At 40.7% G+C, this 20883-nt stretch carries 16 protein-coding genes; 11 read left to right on the top strand and 5 right to left on the bottom strand.

Features of this window, described 5'->3' with window-relative positions:
- Positions 1–82: 82 nt before the first annotated feature.
- The 4 genes from B4N43_RS06605 (at position 83) to B4N43_RS06590 (ending at position 4947) form a co-directional block, all read left to right on the top strand.
- The gene (locus tag B4N43_RS06605) at positions 83–835 is read left to right on the top strand and encodes a prolipoprotein diacylglyceryl transferase (protein WP_088163511.1); all 753 of its coding nucleotides are present in this window, start codon (positions 83–85) and stop codon (positions 833–835) included.
- A 5-nt stretch (positions 836–840) separates the two neighbouring features.
- Positions 841–1080, top strand: a complete 240-nt coding sequence (locus tag B4N43_RS06600) for a hypothetical protein (RefSeq protein ID WP_046675824.1) — start codon at positions 841–843, stop codon at positions 1078–1080.
- Between the two features lie 11 nt (positions 1081–1091).
- Entirely contained in the window at positions 1092–2495 is a 1404-nt protein-coding gene (locus B4N43_RS06595; RefSeq protein WP_120334702.1) for a radical SAM protein, read from the top strand.
- 115 nt (positions 2496–2610) lie between these two features.
- Positions 2611–4947, top strand: coding sequence for a mechanosensitive ion channel family protein (locus B4N43_RS06590; RefSeq protein WP_145328515.1), 2337 nt, complete (start codon positions 2611–2613; stop codon positions 4945–4947).
- Positions 4948–5002: 55 nt separating this feature from the next.
- Here B4N43_RS06590 and B4N43_RS06585 read toward each other — a convergent pair whose 3' ends face one another.
- Complete coding sequence (locus B4N43_RS06585) at positions 5003–5833, bottom strand: AraC family transcriptional regulator (protein ID WP_286733655.1); 831 nt, start codon at positions 5831–5833, stop codon at positions 5003–5005.
- A gap of 107 nt (positions 5834–5940) precedes the next feature.
- On the opposite strand from B4N43_RS06585, the gene B4N43_RS06580 reads away from it, so the two are divergent.
- Together B4N43_RS06580 and B4N43_RS06575 are read left to right on the top strand one after the other, a co-directional pair.
- A complete protein-coding gene (locus B4N43_RS06580; protein WP_248933427.1) occupies positions 5941–6855 on the top strand; it encodes an AEC family transporter in 915 nt (304 codons plus the stop codon).
- Positions 6856–7141: 286 nt separating this feature from the next.
- Positions 7142–7588, top strand: coding sequence for a DoxX family protein (locus B4N43_RS06575; protein ID WP_075991990.1), 447 nt, complete (start codon positions 7142–7144; stop codon positions 7586–7588).
- 38 nt (positions 7589–7626) lie between these two features.
- Here the strand turns inward: B4N43_RS06575 and purL are convergent, their stop codons facing one another.
- Positions 7627–11358 (bottom strand): phosphoribosylformylglycinamidine synthase, encoded by a 3732-nt coding sequence (gene purL / locus B4N43_RS06570; RefSeq protein ID WP_286733653.1) that lies wholly within the window; start codon positions 11356–11358, stop codon positions 7627–7629.
- Positions 11359–11868: 510 nt separating this feature from the next.
- Between purL and pheT the strand changes: the two genes are divergently transcribed.
- The 4 genes from pheT (at position 11869) to rny (ending at position 16864) form a co-directional block, all read left to right on the top strand.
- The gene (pheT, locus tag B4N43_RS06565) at positions 11869–14265 is read left to right on the top strand and encodes a phenylalanine--tRNA ligase subunit beta (RefSeq protein ID WP_286733651.1); all 2397 of its coding nucleotides are present in this window, start codon (positions 11869–11871) and stop codon (positions 14263–14265) included.
- 40 nt (positions 14266–14305) lie between these two features.
- Positions 14306–14611 carry a hypothetical protein gene (locus tag B4N43_RS06560; protein WP_046675830.1) on the top strand — a complete coding sequence of 102 codons (306 nt, stop codon included), beginning with the start codon at positions 14306–14308 and terminating at the stop codon, positions 14609–14611.
- A gap of 54 nt (positions 14612–14665) precedes the next feature.
- Positions 14666–14956, top strand: coding sequence for a cell division protein ZapA (locus tag B4N43_RS06555; protein ID WP_046675831.1), 291 nt, complete (start codon positions 14666–14668; stop codon positions 14954–14956).
- A gap of 354 nt (positions 14957–15310) precedes the next feature.
- Positions 15311–16864, top strand: a complete 1554-nt coding sequence (rny, locus tag B4N43_RS06550; RefSeq protein WP_088161054.1) for a ribonuclease Y — start codon at positions 15311–15313, stop codon at positions 16862–16864.
- Positions 16865–16984: 120 nt separating this feature from the next.
- Here the strand turns inward: rny and B4N43_RS06545 are convergent, their stop codons facing one another.
- Positions 16985–17638: an HAD-IA family hydrolase gene (locus tag B4N43_RS06545; RefSeq protein WP_286733648.1), complete on the bottom strand. Its 654-nt coding sequence runs from the start codon at positions 17636–17638 to the stop codon at positions 16985–16987.
- 141 nt (positions 17639–17779) lie between these two features.
- Here B4N43_RS06545 and B4N43_RS06540 point away from each other — a divergent pair, with 141 nt between their 5' ends.
- A complete protein-coding gene (locus tag B4N43_RS06540) occupies positions 17780–18307 on the top strand; it encodes an Mpo1-like protein (RefSeq protein ID WP_286733645.1) in 528 nt (175 codons plus the stop codon).
- A 143-nt stretch (positions 18308–18450) separates the two neighbouring features.
- On the opposite strand, the gene B4N43_RS06535 is transcribed toward B4N43_RS06540, so the two are convergent.
- Complete coding sequence (locus tag B4N43_RS06535) at positions 18451–19776, bottom strand: ABC transporter permease (protein ID WP_286733642.1); 1326 nt, start codon at positions 19774–19776, stop codon at positions 18451–18453.
- Entirely contained in the window at positions 19769–20704 is a 936-nt protein-coding gene (locus tag B4N43_RS06530) for an ABC transporter ATP-binding protein (RefSeq protein WP_286733639.1), read from the bottom strand. Before B4N43_RS06530 ends, B4N43_RS06535 begins: the two co-directional genes overlap by 8 nt.
- Between the last annotated feature and the right edge of the window lie 179 nt (positions 20705–20883).

Here is a 20883-nt window from a genome sequence, read left to right as displayed (position 1 = left end):
TTGGTTTTAAGAGCTTTGTCCTATGTGCAGAAACTTTTGTTTATCATTTTCTTGATCGTCTTTCGTATACTTGTTTATGCTTATGGCGATTGAATTTCCGGTTACGATAGATTTGTTTGGGAAAACATTTCTCTTACATCCTTTTATGGAAGGATTGGGGATGTTTATTGGTATGCGTTATTATCAGCTGCTCAAATGGAAGGATCAGGAAAGTTTAGGGCATACCAATTCCCTTCTTATTGTTATTGCTGCCGGTCTAGGGGCTTTAATCGGCTCACATGTCATCGGTTCTCTCGAACGCCCGGCTGAATTGCTCAATGCGACACATAAATGGGCTTACATCTGGGTGAACAATACGATAATCGGTGGCTTGGCAGGAGGTTTGGTTGCCGTGGAAGGGATGAAAAAGATCATGGGTAAAAAAGAAAGTACCGGTGATCGGATGGTCTTTCCCTTGATTAGTGCAATTTCCATTGGTAGGGTAGGTTGTTTTTATACGGGTGTATTCGAGCAGACCTATGGTTTACCCACAACGTCTCCATTGGGGATGTATCTGGGGGATGCCTATAAACGGCATCCGGTAGCGCTGTATGAAATCGCATTTTTACTGCTGTTATTTGTGGGACTCCAACTTTTTAAACGACGATACAATTATCGAAATGGCGTGTTGTTTCAGCTTTTTATGCTTAGTTATTTTAGTTTTCGTTTCCTGTTGGACTTTATTAAGCCACGGGCAATTATACTTTTGGGGCTAAGTACCATACAAATTACCTGCATCGTGGTGATAATTTATTATATTTATTTATTAAAAAATGAACGTTTAATCAAAAAATAGAAATTATGTATTTGCTTGAGGGGTCATTTGGATCGGAAAGTACCGCGATGTTGGGACTTTTTCTACTTACTATAGGTGCTATTGTGATCGGTATTGCACTTTTGGTTATTATTATCGGCTCGATTATTAAAGCTGGAAATAAAGAATCAAAATTCAATGTCAATCCCTGGCTTAAAGTATTGTTGGGCGGAATTGGAGCAATGTTGGCAGGAGGACTTGCCTGTGGACTTACCTTTATGAACTAGAGATCAGCTTTATGCCAGTTAGAAACTATACATACTACGATTACACCATCAGCCTATGTCCAACATGCCTTTCGCGTGTTGGTGCCAAGATTATTATCGAGGATGAACAGGTATTTATGACAAAAAACTGTCCTGATCATGGCTTTTTTAAAACACTGATTGCAACTGATGTTGACTATTATAAGAATATTCGGAATTATAATAAAGCCTCAGAAACACCTTTGAAATTTGATAATGAAGTACATTATGGCTGTCCTTATGATTGTGGCTTATGCGTCGATCATGAACAGCACAGTTGCCTTTCTATCATCGAAGTGACCGACCGCTGTAATTTGACCTGTCCAACCTGTTATGCCATGTCCTCGCCCCATTATGGACGACATCGCTCGCTGGAAGAAATTGAACGGATGTTTGACAAAATCGTCGAAAGTGAAGGTGAACCGGATGTGGTTCAGATCAGCGGTGGAGAGCCAACCATACATCCTGATTTTTTTAAGATTTTAGACATTGCGAAGACAAAGCCTATTAAGCATCTCATGCTCAATACGAATGGGATCAGAATTGCAAATGATCCTGGTTTTGCTGAGCAACTCGCGACTTATGCGCCTGAATTTGAAATCTATCTCCAGTTCGATTCCTTTCGCCCATCGGTGCTTGAAAAATTCCGGGGCAAAGATCTTACGGATATCCGAAAAAAGGCCATAGACAAATTAAATGCACTCAATCTAAGTACAACCTTGGTCGTTGTCCTGGAAAAAGGAACCAACGATGATGAAATAGGGGAAATATTGGATTACGCCTTACAACAGCGATGTGTACGGGGGGTAACCTTTCAACCGGTGGAAATTGCCGGTCGAAATGCGGCCGATGCACAGCAACATAAAATGACATTAACGGAGGTACGTCAGGAAATCCTGAATCAATATCCACTATTGGATCCACATGATATTATTCCTGTTCCTTGTAATCCTGATGCTTTGGCGATGGGCTATATACTGAAAATAGGAGCGGAGCGTATACCTTTGACCCGACATATAGATCCTGCTATTTTGTTAAATAGCCAATCGCGCAACACCATTGTATATGAACAGGACAAAGGTGTTCAGATGCAATTGCTGGATATATTTAGCACGGGAATTTCTGTGGATAAGGTAAAGCCAAAAGTAAACCAGTTGCTTTGCTGTTTACCCGAAGTCTGCGCACCTGATCTTGATTACGACAATCTTTTCCGAATTATCATTATGAATTTTATGGATGCCTACGATTTTGACGTTCGCGCAGTCAAAAAATCATGTGTCCATATCGTCAACAAAGACTTGAAATTAATTCCTTTTGAGACGATGAATTTATTTTATCGTGATGATAAAGTAAAACGACTGGAAGAACTAAAACTATCGGATGCTATTCGATTTTAACGGGAGATAAGTTATTTTTGTCGAAGAAATACCTTTGGTCCTTTCTTTGCAAGATGTAGTGTTCATTGCATTTGGCTACATATTGTCAGGTAAGGAAATCAACAAAATTTGAAGTATGAAATTGGGCATTGTTAAGCGTTTTATTTTTGTCTTAAGTCTCTTGGCTTTTCAGTTGCATGTGTTTGCACAGGATTCAGTTCAGGTTAGAAGAAATCAGAGTAACGATCGAACCGCGGCACATGTTGGCTTCAATAAAAGGTCAGCTGTGGATTCCACACGCGTTGGCAATGACTCCTTACGCAATGACCTGAAGAAGGTCAATTTGACTTTTCTTGCTAATATTCGAACAGGTTCAATGGCGGATTTCGTTGCACAACTGAATGAGAAATCCAATACGTATACTGCGACCAATACAGGATCGGCCAAAGACAGCATTGCTGCAATTAAAAATAGTATTCACGAAGAAATTAGGCAGCTGAAGTCTATTAAGGGCAGTATCAGTAATTATTCAAACAGTCTTAATATTACCCAGGATCAGATCAGGAATTTGGTCAACCGTTATGATATTAGTACCAGTAATCATAGTCGAGCGTATCAATACCTTGATAATGCTCAGCTCAAGCTGTCGGCAAAAATGGATTCTCTGGAGGCCATCAACCGTACGATAGATGAACTTATCGCCAAAAACCAACGCCATTTGCTGCGTCTGGATGCTGTGCATGAAGTTAAAAATGTAAGTAAAAAGGTCGATTCTACATCGAGCAAAAGTTCGATCTGGAAAGCGAATACGGCGGCGATTTCAAAGGATGTAATTTTAAACAATATACGGAGTAATTATAGTAACAATACAGCGATAGACAAATATGTTAATCGGACCGATTGGGCGAGCCGTATCCTATTGATTGTATTGGGATTAGGCTATTGCTACTGGATTGTGCGGGTGTCCTATATCCTTCGACAGAATGATCCTGAACATAAACTTGCGATTGATGCTATCGTTGGGAAAACAATTATTTTTCTCTTGACACTGTTGCCTTTTGTAAACTTCTTTACACCAAGTTTCATTCTGCAGGCTTCCCAATTGGTCATTATGTTAATCTTCATGTTTTTGCTAAGGCATCGCATGAGCGGGTTACAGCGTAAAATTGCCATTATCCTCATTGTATTCTATCTCCTGGATGTATTTGTCAATATGATCGTAAGCGATGACCTCTTTTTAAGGATCGTTTGTATCGCCTTTAATCTGATTGCACTGGGACTTGTTAGCTACACAAAGCGACGAATCAAAAATGCAGATAGTCCGGGGTATATCAGCAATTTTATATATGTTGTTTTCGCTATCCTCAATATCACGGCAATTACCTTGAATGTGATTGGCCATGTTGAGCACTCGCGGAGCTTTAGTATTGCCTGTGCTGTTGGTTTAGTCCAATCCTTTACGTTGCAGTATTTTGCAGACATGATTAAGGCTGATGTACGTAATCAGTTTAAAAAAGATCGACTGACTGCAGGATTCTGGATGCGTTTTAACGAACAGCGTACATTGGCTATCATCACCGAAATTCTTCGGATCGTATGTGTGCTTTTGGCCATTATTGTGTTGGCAAACAACTTACAGTTTATAGAAACATTATTGGCCGCGAGCGAAGTCTTTTTTGGCAAAGTGCGCAGCATTGGAAGCATATCTTTTACACTCGGCAACCTTGTTGTGGCTGTTTTACTGCTTCTGGTGGCCAACTGGTTTCAAAAAAATATCAGTTTGATTGTTCTCGGCGGTGAAGACGGTCAGCTTAGCCAGGTCTATAATCAGAAGATGACCCTATTTCCGCTCTTTCGGTTGGCGATTATTCTGATTGGTTTTTTTATGGCAATCTCTGCCCTGGGAATGAGTTTGGATAAACTTACCGTTGTCATCGGAGCGCTGAGTGTTGGTATCGGTCTGGGCATGCAGAATATCATCAATAATTTTGTGTCGGGCATTATTCTGGTTTTTGACAAGCCATTTCGGGTGGGTGACCAAATTGAACTTGCCGACAAAAAAGGGCGGGTCAAAGAAATCGGTATACGCGCCAGTGTCCTCAAAACTGCAGATGGTGCCGATGTTATCATTCCAAATGGCGATTTACTCTCTGGAAGAGTCGTCAATTGGACTTTATCACAGGAATACAGCAAAACAAGCTTTGTACTCCATATCGATCGACAGGCCGATCTGGACAAAGCGAAAGAATGGATTAAAGATGCGATGATGTCCAGCCCACATTATATACAGGATAGAGATAGCGGGATCAGCATACAGGATATCAGTGCCGAGATGATCTATCTGAGTGTTTACTGCTGGGTAAACGCCGCGGCCAATGCTTCGTCGCTCAAAAACGATGTGCTGCTTGTGTTATACAAAAAGTTTGAAGCGGAGGGCCTGAAATTTTATAGTGTCATTCCACCCAAAAATTAGTTTATCAATTGACTTTTTCTGACGAGTATACATAATGGATGATCGGGAGCGCTTATTATTTAGTCAGATGGGTTCGGAAATATAACGGGCTGAATCCCTTGGCGCGTTTGTAGAAATGGGAAAGATGGCTCTCGTCGGTAAATCCGAGTTCTGCAGCAATTTGTTTCAAGGTATAATCTTTGGATTTAAGTCTGTTCTCGATGAGTTCGATCCGGTAGCTGTTGATATAGGCTCTTAAACTGGTGCCGAAGTTCTTCTTAAAGTAGATTCCAAAATAGGATGGAGCAATATTAAATTTCTGAGCCAGCAGGCTGACCTGAAGTTTTTCAGGCGAAAAAATATAGCGATGAATATAAGCCGAAATCGATCGGTCTACATATAGTTCATGCTGCTGGGGTAAGCGTTGTGTTTCTGATATTTCTTTGTAGAGCCCAAAGATCGCAACGAGTTGGTCAAATAGCCAATCAGAACGCTCGTTGACAGTGGCTTTACTATACAGTCGGACAGCTTCCAGGATATGTGAATAAATCAGGCGATGGTGCTCGTCCATATACAGTTTGCGTTCCTTTAATCCTTTATCGTTCATTAGCTCCATAATCCACGCATAGCGCTTTAGATTACGTTTATTCTGCAGGAAGTAGGTGTCTGTAAATAAAATAAACAAAAAATGGGTCTTTTCTTCAATGTTAAAATAATGCTTGTCTGCCGGACTAATTAAGAACACATCGCCAGGTTCATAATTCAGTTCAAATTTGTTGATCACATGGGTTCCTTTTCCCGAACGAATATAAACAAGCTCATAATAATTTTGCTCGTGTGGAGGCAAATGAAAACTATCCTCAATAAATTCACTGATCCGTAAAGGTTCAAACTGTTTTTTGCGCATTGCTCTCCTGATATATGTCTTTAAATGTACATAAAAATAATGTATTTGTACATGTTATTGCCTGCTCTACTATCGCACCTTTGTGTCGTATAAAATGATAAGAAAACATGATTAATTTTATAATGATTGCATTTTGCATCGCAGCGGGGATGTTGTTAAGGCGAACAAATTTAATTCATTCCGAGGCACATAAAGGGATCAATACCTGGATTCTTTATTTTGCCCTGCCGGCGGTGTCTTTCAAATATATTCCGAAGATCGTATGGTCATCAGAATTACTGTTTCCCGTGTTTTCGGCAATCCTCGTTTGGGCAGGTAGTTGGTTATTTATGGAAGTATACTGTCGGCGTAAAAATTATAAGCAACGCTCCCGCAGTAGCTTGGAATTGGCCGCAGGTTATAGCAATACCTCCTTTATAGGCTTTCCATTGATCATAGCTTATTTTGGTGAAGCCCAGTTGCCGATTGCAATTATTTGCGACCAAACTACATTTATTCTACTTTCTACTGCCGGAATCATCAATGCACTAAAAGCGAATGTCCAGGATGGCGAAACGATCGATGTCAAATTTATGCTTCGAAAGTTAGTCAGCTTTCCACCCCTGATCGGTTGTATAACAGCCTTAATGCTGTCTCAATTTGTTGACCTTTCAGTTGCCGAGCCTTTTTTCGATAAATTGGTGGCCACCGTTGGGCCCTTGGCCTTATTTTCTATTGGTTTACAGTTGAAGTTTGATGGTTGGCGACAACAGATTTCGCAGATCAGTACAGCGATGAGTTATAAATTGATTCTTGCCCCAGCATTGGTATTACTATTTGCATTACTACTTGGTGTGAAGGGAGCTGTTGCACGGATCAGTATATTCGAAGCAGCTATGCCAACCTTGGTCACTTCGGGGATCATTGCCGAGCAATACCATCTGAATACCAAGCTGGTCAATCTGGTTATCGGTTTTAGTATTGTTGTGGGGCTACTAACAACTGCATTTTGGGACTTTGTTATTCGACTTTTTTTCTCCTAACCTACAGTTGCGTTGATTGATTGATTGATTGATTGATTGATTGATTGATTGATTGATTGATTGATTGATTGATTGATTGATTGATTGATTGATTGATTGATTGATTGATTGATTTTGAAAACAGCGTAAGCCTGATTTGGCAGCAATTTGTCTTATCTGAAGTATTATGTAGGCGGGGGGATGTATTCACTTCGTAACATTTTGATAGTGAATCATCTCATGCGAACAACTTTTTTGCTGTTCAACTGTTATTGGGCTATAACCATCTATAAAAAGGAGGTATGTTATGAACCTGATACACAAAATTGAACATTGGGGCGATGCTCATCACCCACAATGGATTGATTACCTAAGAATAGCCTTAGGGGTCGTTATTTTTGCCAAAGGTGTAAGTTTCGTAAATGATAGGGATGTTGTTCAACATATGATTGAGCAAAGTAGTTTCCACTTATCATCATGGGGTGCTGTTCACTATGTGGTTTTTACCCATTTGGTGGGAGGGTTGTTCCTAATTTTAGGTTTTCAAACCCGTTTGGCCTCACTACTGCTATTTCCGGTACTGGTAGGGGCTGTATTTTTTGTTAATATCACCCACGGGTTTAGTTATTTGAATTCCGAATTGTGGCTTTCTATAGTCGTATTCTTTTTGCTGATCTTTTTTATGGTCATGGGCTCTGGAAAATACTCCCTAGATCAAATGATGAACAAACCAGGATACAAAAGGGATATCTAAAAAAAAGCTCCTTCATACATGAAGGAGCTTTTCTTTTTTTATTTGCCTTGCTCGTCAATCCATTGGCGCGCATTAACGAATGCTTCAATCCAAGGAGAAACTTCGTCCTGACGACCTTTTGGATAATTTGCCCAATGCCATTGGAATACCGAACGCTCAATATGTGGCATAGTAGCCAAGTGGCGCCCTGTCTTATCGCAAACCATTGCTGTATTATAGTCCGAACCATTTGGGTTATGCGGATATTGCTCATACGCATATTTTGCAACGATATTGTATTGCTCTTCAGCATACGGAAGGTTGAATTTTCCCTCCCCATGTGAGATCCAAACACCCAATGTACTTCCCGCTAGTGTCGATAACATGACGGAATTGTTTTCCTGAACTTTTACAGATACAAAGTTTGACTCGTGTTTTCCGGAAGTATTGTGTAGCATTTTTCCGTGAATTTCATGCTCAGGATTGATCATCTCAAGTTCCATAAATAGCTGACAGCCATTACAGATACCAACCGAAAGTGTATCCGGACGAGCAAAGAAATCGGTTAGGGCTTTTTTCGCTTTTTCATTGTAAAGGAAAGCTCCAGCCCAACCTTTTGCCGAACCCAATACATCTGAGTTCGAGAAACCGCCTACAGCACCGATAAATTGGATGTCTTCCAATGTCTCGCGACCAGTTATCAAATCGGTCATGTGAACATCTTTTACATCAAAACCTGCCAAGAACATGGCGTTAGCCATTTCGCGTTCAGAGTTGGAACCTTTCTCACGAAGGATCGCAGCTTTCGGACGTGCCTTAGTTCCGTCAATGTTAGGTTTCTTACCATCAAATTGACTTGGGAAAGTAAAGGCTAGGGGTTGATTTTTATAATTATCAAAACGTTGTTGCGCTGTTCCATTTTTAGATTGCTTTGAATCCAAAAGGAATGATGTTGTAGACCATACATCACGTGTTGCTGCGACATCAAAGCTGAATACCGCTTCTTGATTTTTAATCGTTACCGTATTACCTTCGATCACCTGACCAATTTTAACCGCGTCCACAGCAGCTTCCTTGACAATCGCTTCAAAAGCAGCGTCGTCTTTCGCCTGCAGGACAAGTGCAATATTCTCATTAAAGAAGGCTTTTACGCTATCAGATTCATTTAAAGCTGAAAGGTCATAGTTGGCGCCGAGATTAACATCGGCAAATGTCATTTCCAATAAGGTGGTAATCAAGCCCCCCGATCCGACATCGTGACCAGCTTCGATCTGTCCTTCGTTAATTAATTGCTGTACGGTATTGAATGCCGTTTTGAAATAAGCAGCATCTTGAATGGTCGGTACTTCAGTACCTAATTTATTGATGATCTGCGCAAATGACGAACCGCCTAATTTGAACTGATCTTTTGATAAGTTGATGTAATAGATCGATCCGGCCTTTTTGTTCAGCACAGGTTCTACCACTTTTGTGATATCAGTACAATTTCCTGCGGCAGAAATGATCAATGTGCCTGGGGCAATGACGTTTTCGCCGTTTGGATATTTTTGTTTCATCGACAAAGAATCTTTTCCCGTTGGGATATTGATTCCCAATGCAATGGCAAAATCCGAGCAGGCTTTAACAGCTTGGTATAAGCGGGCATCTTCCCCCTCATTATTGGCCGCCCACATCCAGTTGGCCGATAGGGAGATTCCTGCGAGGCCATTTTTGATTGGCGCAAATACGATGTTGGAAAGTGATTCGGCAATAGCCGTTCTACTTGCCGCCGCCGGATCCACCAAGGCAGCAACAGGGGAGTGACCTATTGTTGTCGCAATACCTTCTTTACCTTTATAGTCAAGTGCCATAACACCGACGTTGTTCAACGCCAATTGCAATGGACCTGCACATTGTTGTTTGGCAACACGGCCACCAACACAACGGTCTACTTTATTAGTTAACCAATCTTTCGAAGCAACAGCTTCCAATTGTAATACTTGGTTTAAGTAGTTTGGAATGTCGGCTGCATCATAAGCAAGATCAGCATAATTGCGAACGACGGTTTTATCGCGCATGAAAGTTTTTGGCGATGAACCAAAGAAATCTTCAAGGGCGTAATCCATTGGTTTTTCACCTGTACTTTTCGATTCGAAAGTAAAGCGGTGGTCGCCAGTGACATCACCTACAGTGTACATTGGTGCACGTTCGCGGTCTGCAACACGTTTTAACGTGTCAATATCATCTTCAGCGATCACAAGTCCCATACGTTCTTGCGATTCATTACCGATAATTTCTTTTGCCGATAGTGTAGGATCTCCTACAGGAAGTGCATCCAGGTCAATTAAACCTCCGGTCTCTTCAACAAGTTCAGATAAACAGTTTAAGTGGCCACCTGCACCATGATCATGGATAGAGACAATTGGGTTATGATCGGACTCTACTAAGCCACGAACAGCATTTGCGGCACGTTTTTGCATTTCTGGATTGGAACGTTGAATCGCATTAAGCTCAATTCCAGAACCAAATGCTCCTGTATCTGCAGAAGATACAGCGGCTCCACCCATTCCGATGCGGTAATTTTCACCACCTAGGATAACGACTTTATCACCAGTTTTCGGCGTATGTTTTTTCGCTTGATCTAGTTTTCCATAGCCAACACCACCAGCTTGCATAATGACTTTGTCGTAACCAAGTTTACGGCCATCCTCTTCATGCTCAAAGGTCAATACAGAACCTGTAATGAGGGGCTGACCAAACTTATTACCGAAGTCAGAAGCACCGTTGGAAGCTTTGATCAGGATGTCAACTGGGGTTTGGTATAACCATTGACGCTCTTGCATCGCATTTTCCCATGGGCGTGTTTTGTTGAGTTCCTTTGCTGGCTCAGTTACTGTTCCTGCCTGAAGGTCCAATTTATTTTGTTCCAATCGCGAATAAGCAGTCATATATACGGCTGTACCCGCCAATGGAATCGCTCCTTGGCCACCGGCCATACGGTCGCGGATTTCACCACCTGACCCAGTAGCAGCCCCCGAAAATGGTTCTACAGTAGTAGGGAAATTGTGTGTTTCTGCTTTTACTGATAAAACCGAATCAAATGCTTTCTCTTCGTAAAAATCAGGTTTGTCGGCAGATTTAGGCGCAAATTGTGTGACACGTGGACCTTTAACAAAGGCAACGTTATCTTTATAAGCAGAAACAATCTCGTTCGGATTGGTTTCAGAAGTCTTTTTGATTAATTTAAATAGGGAAGTGGGCTGCTCTTCGCCATTAATGATAAAGGTACCATTGAAAATCTTGTGTCTACAGTGTTCAGAATTTGCTTGTGAAAAAGCGAATACTTCCGAGTCTGTAAGCAGACGACCCAACTTGGTCGAAAGATTATTGAGGTAGTCTACTTCTTCTGGATTTAGCGCAAGGCCCTCAGATTTGTTGTAGGCCTCGATGTCTTCAATTTCCAATATCGGTTCAGGTGTGATGTTGACCGTATACATGTCCTGTGTCAACATACTGAACTTTTGTGAAATCATTGGATCGAAGTCATTGAAATCCGCTGGTACCGGTTGAAATTCTTCTATACGAACAATTCCTGCAATGCCCATATTTTGTGTGATTTCTACGGCATTGGTACTCCAGGGAGTAACCATCGCAGCGCGGGGTCCTACAAAGTAATGGTTAAGGTTTTGGTCGTCTAGTTTTTTGGCGTTGCCGAATAGCCAGTTGAGTTTAGTAATGTCTTCTTGTGATAAAGAGTTTACGCTTTGAACACCATATACAGTGTTCGATGGGTTCTCAAAGAAATGAATCATTATAAATGTTTGTTTTGAACGTTCTTCAAATTAAAGCACAAAGTTACATATTTATTTTGATGGAAATGCTTGAATTTTCATTAAAAAATAGGCTCAGGTTGCGTTTATTGGAAAAGGCCAAAATTGCTGTTTTGTGTAAATAAGTGTAAAGTTGTGTTAATTCATGTAAATAAAAGTTATAATTAATAATTGCATTCGTTTCGTTCGGGGAAAGCCCCTACATTCGCAGCATTCATCACCTATGAATAAATATGATTATCCTTGGGAAGGGGTTTATGAACTCCTTCATACGATCTCTTCCTTCGGTATGAATCTAAGGTCCAAATAGCTAACTTGGTTCTATCGTATCAACTTTCCAAAAAAGATAAAATCGCTTGCTGCCTAGCTTAATGAAGTCTTTTGAGGAGCCTACCTACTGCATTAAATTCAGACCAACTGTTGATGAAGGGTAAATTGACGTTGGATATAAACTCAAATTTATCTAAGTTTGTGCATCAAATCAAATTCGAGATGAATATTTCATATAATTGGTTAAAACAACACGTTAATATAGATTCGACACCGGAGGAACTATCGCTTATCTTGACAAATACAGGATTGGAAGTAGAAGCTTTGGACGTCGTGCAGAGTATCCCAGGTGGATTGGATGGTTTGGTTGTTGGTGAAGTGAAAACTTGTGAACAGCATCCTAATGCCGATAAATTAAGAGTAACTACCGTTGATGTCGGTGGACCGGAGTTATTGCACATTGTATGTGGCGCACCGAACTGTCGTACAGGATTGAAAGTCATTGTTGCTACAGTGGGCACTACATGTCATCCGCTTACAGGAGAGCCTTTTAAAATTACCAAATCTAAAATTCGTGGTGAAGTTTCCGAAGGTATGTTATGTGGAGAAGATGAAATCGGTTTAGGTACATCCCATGCCGGTATCGTTGAATTACCAGCTGATGTTGCCGTGGGGACCTTAGTGAAAGATCATTTCAATATCCAGGATGATTACCGTTATGAAATTGGTTTAACGCCAAATCGTGCAGATGCAGCTTCGCATTTAGGCGTTGCAAGAGATATTGCGGCACATTTTCGTACACAATTGTTAAAAGCAGATGTTTCTGCATTCAAGGCTGCTGAGGCTGAGGGAACGGCAGTGGTCGTTGCAGATGCACAGGCGAGCCCACGTTATAGTGGTATCAATATTACTGGTGTTCGCGTTGGCGAATCTCCAGATTGGTTGAAAGAGAAATTAAATGTTATCGGTGTTCGTCCGATCAATAATATTGTCGACATCACAAATTATATATTACACGATTTAGGTCAGCCATTGCATGCTTTTGATGCTGATAAAATTGCGGGAAATAAAGTCCTAGTTCGTCTTGCGACAGAGGGCGAGAAATTTGTTACTCTGGATGGTGTGGAGCGTACCTTGTCTGCAGAGGACTTGGTGATTGCCGATGCTGAAAAACCGATGTGTATTGCGGGGGTTTTTGGTGGAGCACATTCTGGTGTATCAGCCGAAACGACCAATGTATTTTTGGAGTCAGCTTATTTTAATGCTGTTTCTGTACGGAAGACTTCCAAAAGACATGGTTTAAAAACAGATGCTTCTTTCCGTTTCGAACGGGGTACCGATCCAAATATTACGGTTGAAGCATTGAAGCGCGCTGCTTTATTGATTCAAGAAATTGCAGGTGGAACGATTTCATCTACCCTAAAGGATGAGTATCCTGTTGTGATTAAACCGTTTTCATTTCACGTGAGCTATGCGAATGTGGTTCGTTTGATCGGTCAGGCGATTCCAAATGAAGAAATTAAATCCATTATTGTCGCTCTTGGCATTGAAGTCACTTCAGAAACTGAAACAGGCCTTGATGTGTTGGTGCCGGCATATCGCGTCGATGTCACACGTGAGGTAGACGTTGTGGAGGAAGTGTTGCGTATTTACGGTTATAACAATATTGAGTTGAAGTCACAGATTAAGGCCTCTTTAAATACGGTTGAAAAGCCAGATAAGGAAGTTGTCTTAAATCAATTGGCTGATCTGCTCATTGCAAATGGATTTCGTGAGATTCTGTCCAACTCCCTAACAAAGCTGGACTATGCGGATGATAGCGAAACGGCGGTTAAATTGTATAATCCATTGAGTTCGGATTTGGATACGATGCGTCAAAATATGGTGTTTTCTGTTTTGAGTGCGATTGAATATAACCAAAAACGAAGAAACTTTGATCTGAAATTCTTTGAATTCGGTAAGACTTATGCGCTGGATGGTGAAGGTTATAAAGAAACACAGCACCTGGTTTTTGCCATGGCGGGTAAAAATGAAGCTGAGCAATGGAATAGCAAAAAAGATGCAGTTAATTTCTATAACCTAAAAGCAGCCGTAGATACTGTTATCAAAAGGCTGAAAATTGAAGGAATTCAGATACAAGATGCTACAAGTTCCCATTTTGCCTATGGTTTGAACTATATGAAAGGGCAGAAATGTTTGGTTTCATTTGGTGCAATTGCAAACGCAGATTTGAAAAAAGCAGATGTTGAAGGTCAGGTTTTCTTTGCTGATTTTGACTGGGATGTTTTGATGAAAATTATTCGTAAGAATAGCATTCAATATAAAGAAGTTTCCAAATTCCCGGCTGTACGCAGAGATTTATCGCTCTTGATCGACGAAAATGTAAGCTTCGATAAGCTACAATTTGTCGCTCAGAAGACCGAACGCAAGCTTTTAAAGGAGGTAAATGTGTTTGACGTGTATAAAGGTGATAAAATTCCGGAAGGGAAAAAGTCTTATGCTCTGAGCTTTATCTTGCAGGATGAAGAAAAAACACTTACTGATAAGCAAATTGATGCGATAGTTCAAAAATTAATTGTTAATTTTGAGAAGGAACTAGGCGCGGAAGTGCGTGGTTAATTAGAGATACAACATTAATTGGTAATATTCAATTTATATTATGGCAACATTGTCTTCACAAATGAATCTGATCGTTGAGAAAACGAAAAATTTAATTCAATTGTGCGAAGTCTTGCAAGAAGAAAATGATTTGCTTAAATTAGAGGTACAATCCTTAAAAGTGGCTTTCGATGCGAGCAACGATAAGAGCAAGCAATTGGAAGAGAAGGTCAAAGCGTTGGCAGTTGCCCGTACGTTAGATTCTGAAACGGATAAGGAAGCAATTAATGAAAAAATACTTGACACAAAACAAAAAATTAACGATTTTGTGCGGGAAATAGACAAGTGTATTAGTTTGTTGAAATAGTTGGGAGAAGTGTTATCGGATTCAAACTAATACAACGTTAAAAAGCTCAAAGAAATGGGAGAGATTTCCATAAAAATAAATATCGCAGATCGTGTTTATCCCCTTCGGGTGGAGAGCGCGGAGGAAGAAGTAATTCGACACGCTGCGAAATTGATAAATGAAAAAGTAAAGGAATTGCAGGAAAACTATACTGTGAGAGATAAGCAGGATTTGTTATCCATGTGTGTATTGCAATTTGCGACGCGTATGCTTAATGCAGAGCGGCAGTCTCAAAACCACGAAGTGGGTTTGGAAAATTCAGTACAGGAACTTGATCAGTTGTTGACGGATTTCTTTAAAAAATAAATTTACGTTCTTTATATTTAGAGCTTAAACGACGAATTTGCCGCAATTAAATTCGGGTTGTCACTATTTTAAACTTAACGCTTCAATATTACAGGCGCAAAAAGATATAGGCCATTTTGCGAAAGCCATCTGGGTCATAATCTAAGCCTAATTATGTAATCACGAAGTTTAATAATACATGAGACCTGTTTAAATTTAATTGCGGTTTTTTTTTGTCATGAAGTCCTGATGCACTTATCGGGATCGCTACTGAGTTGGCGCATACCAAAGGTAAGGGGGCAGGCTGATTGATGATTTTACTGGAATTTGAATATAATTAATAAAAACAAACATAAATAATACAATTATACATACATGGACATCGCAATTTATAGCATAATTTCTCTGATTGTTGGTGTTGTTATAGGTCGTTATCTATTGGTTCTGTTATTTAAAAAACAAGAGCAGGAAGCCAAGGATAAGGTAAATAGCATACTGAAAGATGCAGAGCAGGAAGGGGAACACATTAAAAAGAAACGCCTGTTAGAGGCCAAAGAAAAGTTCCTTCAATTAAAATCTGAACACGAAAAGGAAGTCAATCAACGTAACAATACCATCAACCAAAAGGAAAATACGTTAAGACAAAAAGAACAGTCAATTAACCAAAAGCTTGAAAACATCAATCGCGATAAGCAAGATGTGGATACCAAGAAAAAGCAATTGGATAAATTGGTTGAACTGAATGAAAAGAAATCTGAAGAAGTAGAAACGCTCAAATTACAACAGATTAAGCAATTGGAAAGTATCGCTGGCGTAACTGCTGACGAAGCAAAAAATCAATTGGTGGACTCGTTGCGCGAAGAAGCCCGCTCACAAGCGATGATTCAAATCAAAGATATTGTGGATGAGGCCAAATTGACGGCGACTAAAGAGGCGAAAAAGGTTGTTATTCAGACCATCCAACGCACTGCGACAGAATCTGCAATCGAAAATACCGTTTCAATTTTCAATATCGAAAATGATGAAATCAAAGGTCGTATTATTGGTCGTGAAGGTCGTAATATTCGTGCATTGGAAGCTGCAACAGGCGTAGAAATCATTGTAGACGATACACCTGAAGCAATTATCCTATCTGGTTTCGATCCCGTACGTCGCGAAATAGCGCGTTTGGCTTTACACCGTTTGGTAACAGATGGTCGTATCCACCCGGCACGTATTGAAGAGGTTGTTGCTAAGACAAGGACGCAAATAGAGGATGAAATCGTTGAAATTGGTGAACGTACCGCGATCGATTTGGGAATCCATGGTTTGCACCCCGAATTGATTCGTATGGTAGGGCGTATGCGTTACCGTTCGTCTTACGGACAGAATCTTCTACAACACTCGCGTGAGGTAGCTAATTTTGCAGCAACAATGGCGGCAGAACTAGGTCTGAATGTTAAACATGCGAAACGTGCTGGATTACTACACGATATAGGTAAAGTGCCTGATGATAATCCGGAGTTGCCACACGCTATTTTAGGGATGCAACTTGCAGAGAAATACAAGGAACACCCTGATGTATGTAATGCAATTGGTGCTCACCATGATGAGATCGAAATGACTGCCTTAATATCGCCGGTTGTTCAGGCTTGTGACGCGATCTCTGGTGCACGCCCGGGCGCACGTCGTGAGGTTGTGGAAAGTTATATCAAGCGCCTAAAAGAGTTGGAAGATTTGGCTTTATCGTATCCTGGGGTTGAGAAAACCTTCGCGATACAAGCTGGCCGTGAGCTACGTGTCATCGTTGAGAGTGAGAAGGTGTCTGATGCACAGTCGGAAATACTAGCTGCTGATATCTCTAACCGTATTCAAACGGAAATGACTTATCCAGGGCAAATTAAAGTAACTGTAATTCGTGAGACAAGATCAGTGTCTTACGCAAAATAGATCCTAAGGATCCATTATAAAAAAAAGCTCCAAACATTTCGTTTGGAGCTTTTTTTATGCAATTCTACACGTTTTTCCTTTAACTTGATCATTTCAGCCATTCCATTCTCCAAAGGAGACTTAATATCGGAAAAATTCCATCAGATCTGTCACTGTAGCCAATAGATAGGTGGGATCTTCCTGTTCGAGTTCGGCTTGGCTACCATAGCCATAGAGTACACCAACAGCATCCATGCCTGTTTCTCGGGCACCAATCAGATCATGTTTGCGATCTCCGATCATGAGGCAGTCTTGTGGACGTGTTAGTTTGGCCCGTTCCATGACATATTGGATGACACTGGTTTTGGTCGGTCTGGAATCGTCCAAAGCGCTTCCACCCGCAAAATCAAAATAGGTATTTATAGCAAAGTGCTGTAATATCTTGTGGGCGAAAATTTCGGGTTTGGAGGTCGCAAGGTAGATGTTGTACCCTTTTGTTTTCAGCAATGCTAAAAGCTCAGGTATGCGATCAAACAGGATATTCTCATACAGCCCTATGGTTGAAAAGCGTTCCCGATATTTTTCTACACAGGCAATAGCTTCGCTTTCCTCAAATCCAAAGGTATGTATGAAAGAATCTTTAAGGGGCGGCCCGATCAAGGGTTTGAGGCTATTCAGATCTGCTGTATGGATGCCTTTGGATTCCAAGGCATAGGCAATACATTTCGTAATTCCTTCTGCGGGGTCGGTCAGGGTTCCGTCCAGATCAAATAAGATATGTTTGTAAGACTTCATGCTGCAATATTACGGAATAGAATAGGAGTAAGCGAGTTTGTATCTCCTGAAAGCATATAATGACCTGCAGCAGACCAAAAAATAAGGAATATTATCATCTTTAAGGCCTAAGGCATGCCCAATATTTGTTAAATTTGCCGAATGAAACAAAAGAAGAAAGTTCAAGAAGTCGAACCTTTACGTCCCGTAGATAAGTATTTTGCGGAGCTGGATGCTAATTTTCAGGATCCGACCAACCGTCTGATTCAAGCCATCTTTTTACCATTATTGTTTTTTGGTATCATGGGCTGCATCTGGATGATCCCATTTCCACAGTTCGAGTTCTTGGTCAAACTCAATTGGCATACTTTTTTGAATTGGGGCTCTTTCTTCATTGCTATTGTCATTTACTATTATTTAAAGCTGTCTGCAACGTTGTCCTATGCGATATTATTCTCTATCGGGGGCATGAGTTTCTTTATTGTGCAATTGGAATACGCACAAAAGAATGGTGGCCCAGCTGTCATCTGGGTGTGTTTGGGAATCGCATTGCTAGCTATTGCCGCGCTGTTTATCGGTAAGGGAAAGGAAAAGAAGAAAATTACAGGACAGCAGTTTCTACAGTTTTTACTTGTCGGACCGATATGGTTGTGGCATTTTGTCTTTAAAAAATTGAATTTAAGATATTAACTGAGCTGTTTTTAGGTGCTGATTGTACTATTTATAATCGTAGCCTAATCGGGATGCTTGTATATAAAAGAAAAGGGCCAAATTGCTTGCAATTTGGCCCTTTTTATGTTGCTATAGTTATGCACAGCTGGTTCAGAATACAGCTAGCTTTTGTAATTGAACCATTTGATGATTTCTTTGAGACTTGCTTTTTTACCATAGATCAAAATACCGACACGATAGATGCGGGCAGCAACCCAGGTCACAAATAAGAAGGTCAGTATGAGCAAGGTCAATGAGGTCAGAATCTGCCATAGGGGTACACCAAAAGGTATGCGAACGAGCATAGCGATAGGCGAGGTGAATGGAATAAAGCTTAACCATGTTGCAATCGGTCCATTGGGATCATTGATAATGACGCCAAAAGAAAGAATATAGGTCAATAGCAAAGGCATGGTAATGGGCATTGAAAACTGATTGGCCTCTGTTTCATTGTCGACAGCCGAACCAGCAGCAGCGAAAATAGCACTATACAGCAGATATCCGGCAATAAAAAACAGAAAGAAGAAAATGATGACTTCCGTGAAATTAAAGCTTTGGATCGAACTAAGGATAGAAGCGGAATCATTCTGGGCCATTGCTTTTGATACGGTACTCATATTGCCCGCTCCAGGTTGGCTTGCGGCAACCTCCTGCATATCCTGAGGATTGACAAATAGGAGCGTTGCTGTGATAAATAAGCCTCCTGTAAGCACTAGCCACATGACAAATTGTGTCAGTCCAACCATACCGATCCCAACAATTTTACCCATCATGAGCTGAAAGGGTTTGACCGAGGAAATAATGACTTCGATGATACGGTTGCTCTTTTCTTCGATAATACCGCGCATTACCTGGGCACCATAGAGAAACAGCGATAGGTATACTAAGATAGCCAAAGCGACACCAAGACCCATTGCAATGGCTGTATTGCTGTTCTTTTCTTCACCGTCTGCTGTTATTTCTTTTGCATCGATGGTGACTTTGGGCTTAATGGACTCGATAATCTGCAGGTCGATACCCTTGGCTTTATATTCCTTTTCACGGATGATTTCTTCCAACTGGCCGCTAATGATCTCCTGTGTGACAAAACTTGTCTTGCCGCCGGTAATCAGTTCGGCTCTTTCGCTTGTCAAAATATCTTTTGGAATATAAAGGATCGACTGTTTTCCTTCGCTTTGGGTAAGCTGCGCTTTTTGGGCCTGGAGGTCCAATTTGGATACCGTATAACTTACATTTTTATTGCTTTGGAGTTTGCTGGCAAAGTCGCCTTGCTCATCTAAAATAAAGACTTCGGTGTGCGAATCTTTGAAGCTCTTTTTTGTCAGATAAAACATGCCTGCATACAGTGCGAAAAAGAACAGGGGCACGGCAAAAGTCATGACAATAAAAGATTTTTTCTTGACACGTGATAGGTATTCCCGTTGGATGATAAGTAATATTTTATGCATGATCGTTAGCTGTAGGTGAGACTTGTGTGACTTTTTGGATGAAAATATCCGCCATGGAGGGAACGATTTCAATGAGTTGATTGAGCTGTATTTGGGGTATGAAACGCATTAATACATCATTGATATGGCTGTTGTTATTTAGCTGAATTGTAGTGATGTATGTTTTTTCATTCTTTGTTGACGTGATGACCTCAAATAGGGTGTCGTCGGACAGAAGAAAATTATCTTCGCTTGCTGTATATTCCAATCGATAGGTTTGATTTCGGTATTCTTTTTTAATCGCTTGTACAGAACCATCCAGTATTTTTTTTGATCGGTTGATGAGGGAAATATTATCGCAAAGCTCTTCCACAGTCTCCATGCGATGTGTGGAAAATATAATGGTCGCACCTTCTTGATTTAAGCGGAGAATCTGTTCTTTTATGATATTGGCATTTACGGGATCAAATCCCGAAAAGGGCTCATCTAAGATAATCAATTGTGGTTGGTGGATGACTGTAGCGACAAATTGTACTTTTTGCTGCATCCCTTTACTGAGATCTTCTATTTTTTTGTCTAACCAGGATGTGATGTCCAGGCGTTGGCACCAATCTCGGATGCGTGCTAAGGCTTCTCGCTTGGAAAGCCCCTTAAGCTGCGCCAAATACAACATTTGATCACCGATTTTCATTTTTTTGTACAAACCCCGCTCTTCGGGTAAATAGCCGATTTGAGCAATATGCTGTGGGCCCAAGGGTTCGCCATTAAACAGGATTTCGCCGGAATCGGGGGCGGTAATTTGGTTAATAATACGGATCAGGGATGTTTTTCCCGCCCCGTTTGGCCCCAATAGCCCAAAAATCTTACCCTTTGGGATTTGAATGGATACATCGTCCAATGCACGGTGATTGGCGTAATCTTTGGTGACATGATTGATTTCGAGTAACATCTATTTTAAGGTTTAATTTATTCGTTCTTTGGGTTTTTAAGAACCTTGCTTTTTTTCCAAAGACTGACGTTTATTTATGTAGTTAGTATCTTGTACAGCTGAATTGTTACAGCATCCCTGAAAAATTTTATGCATATTTTCGCTTCGGAATACGCTTATTCGTTTGACTAATCGTTTGT

It is taken from the genome of Sphingobacterium sp. UBA1897 (assembly GCF_002337775.1).
Classification (GTDB): Bacteria; Bacteroidota; Bacteroidia; order Sphingobacteriales; family Sphingobacteriaceae; genus Sphingobacterium; species Sphingobacterium siyangense.
Note: the sequence above shows the minus strand (reverse complement) of the source record. Positions and strands in the feature narration are given on the sequence as shown.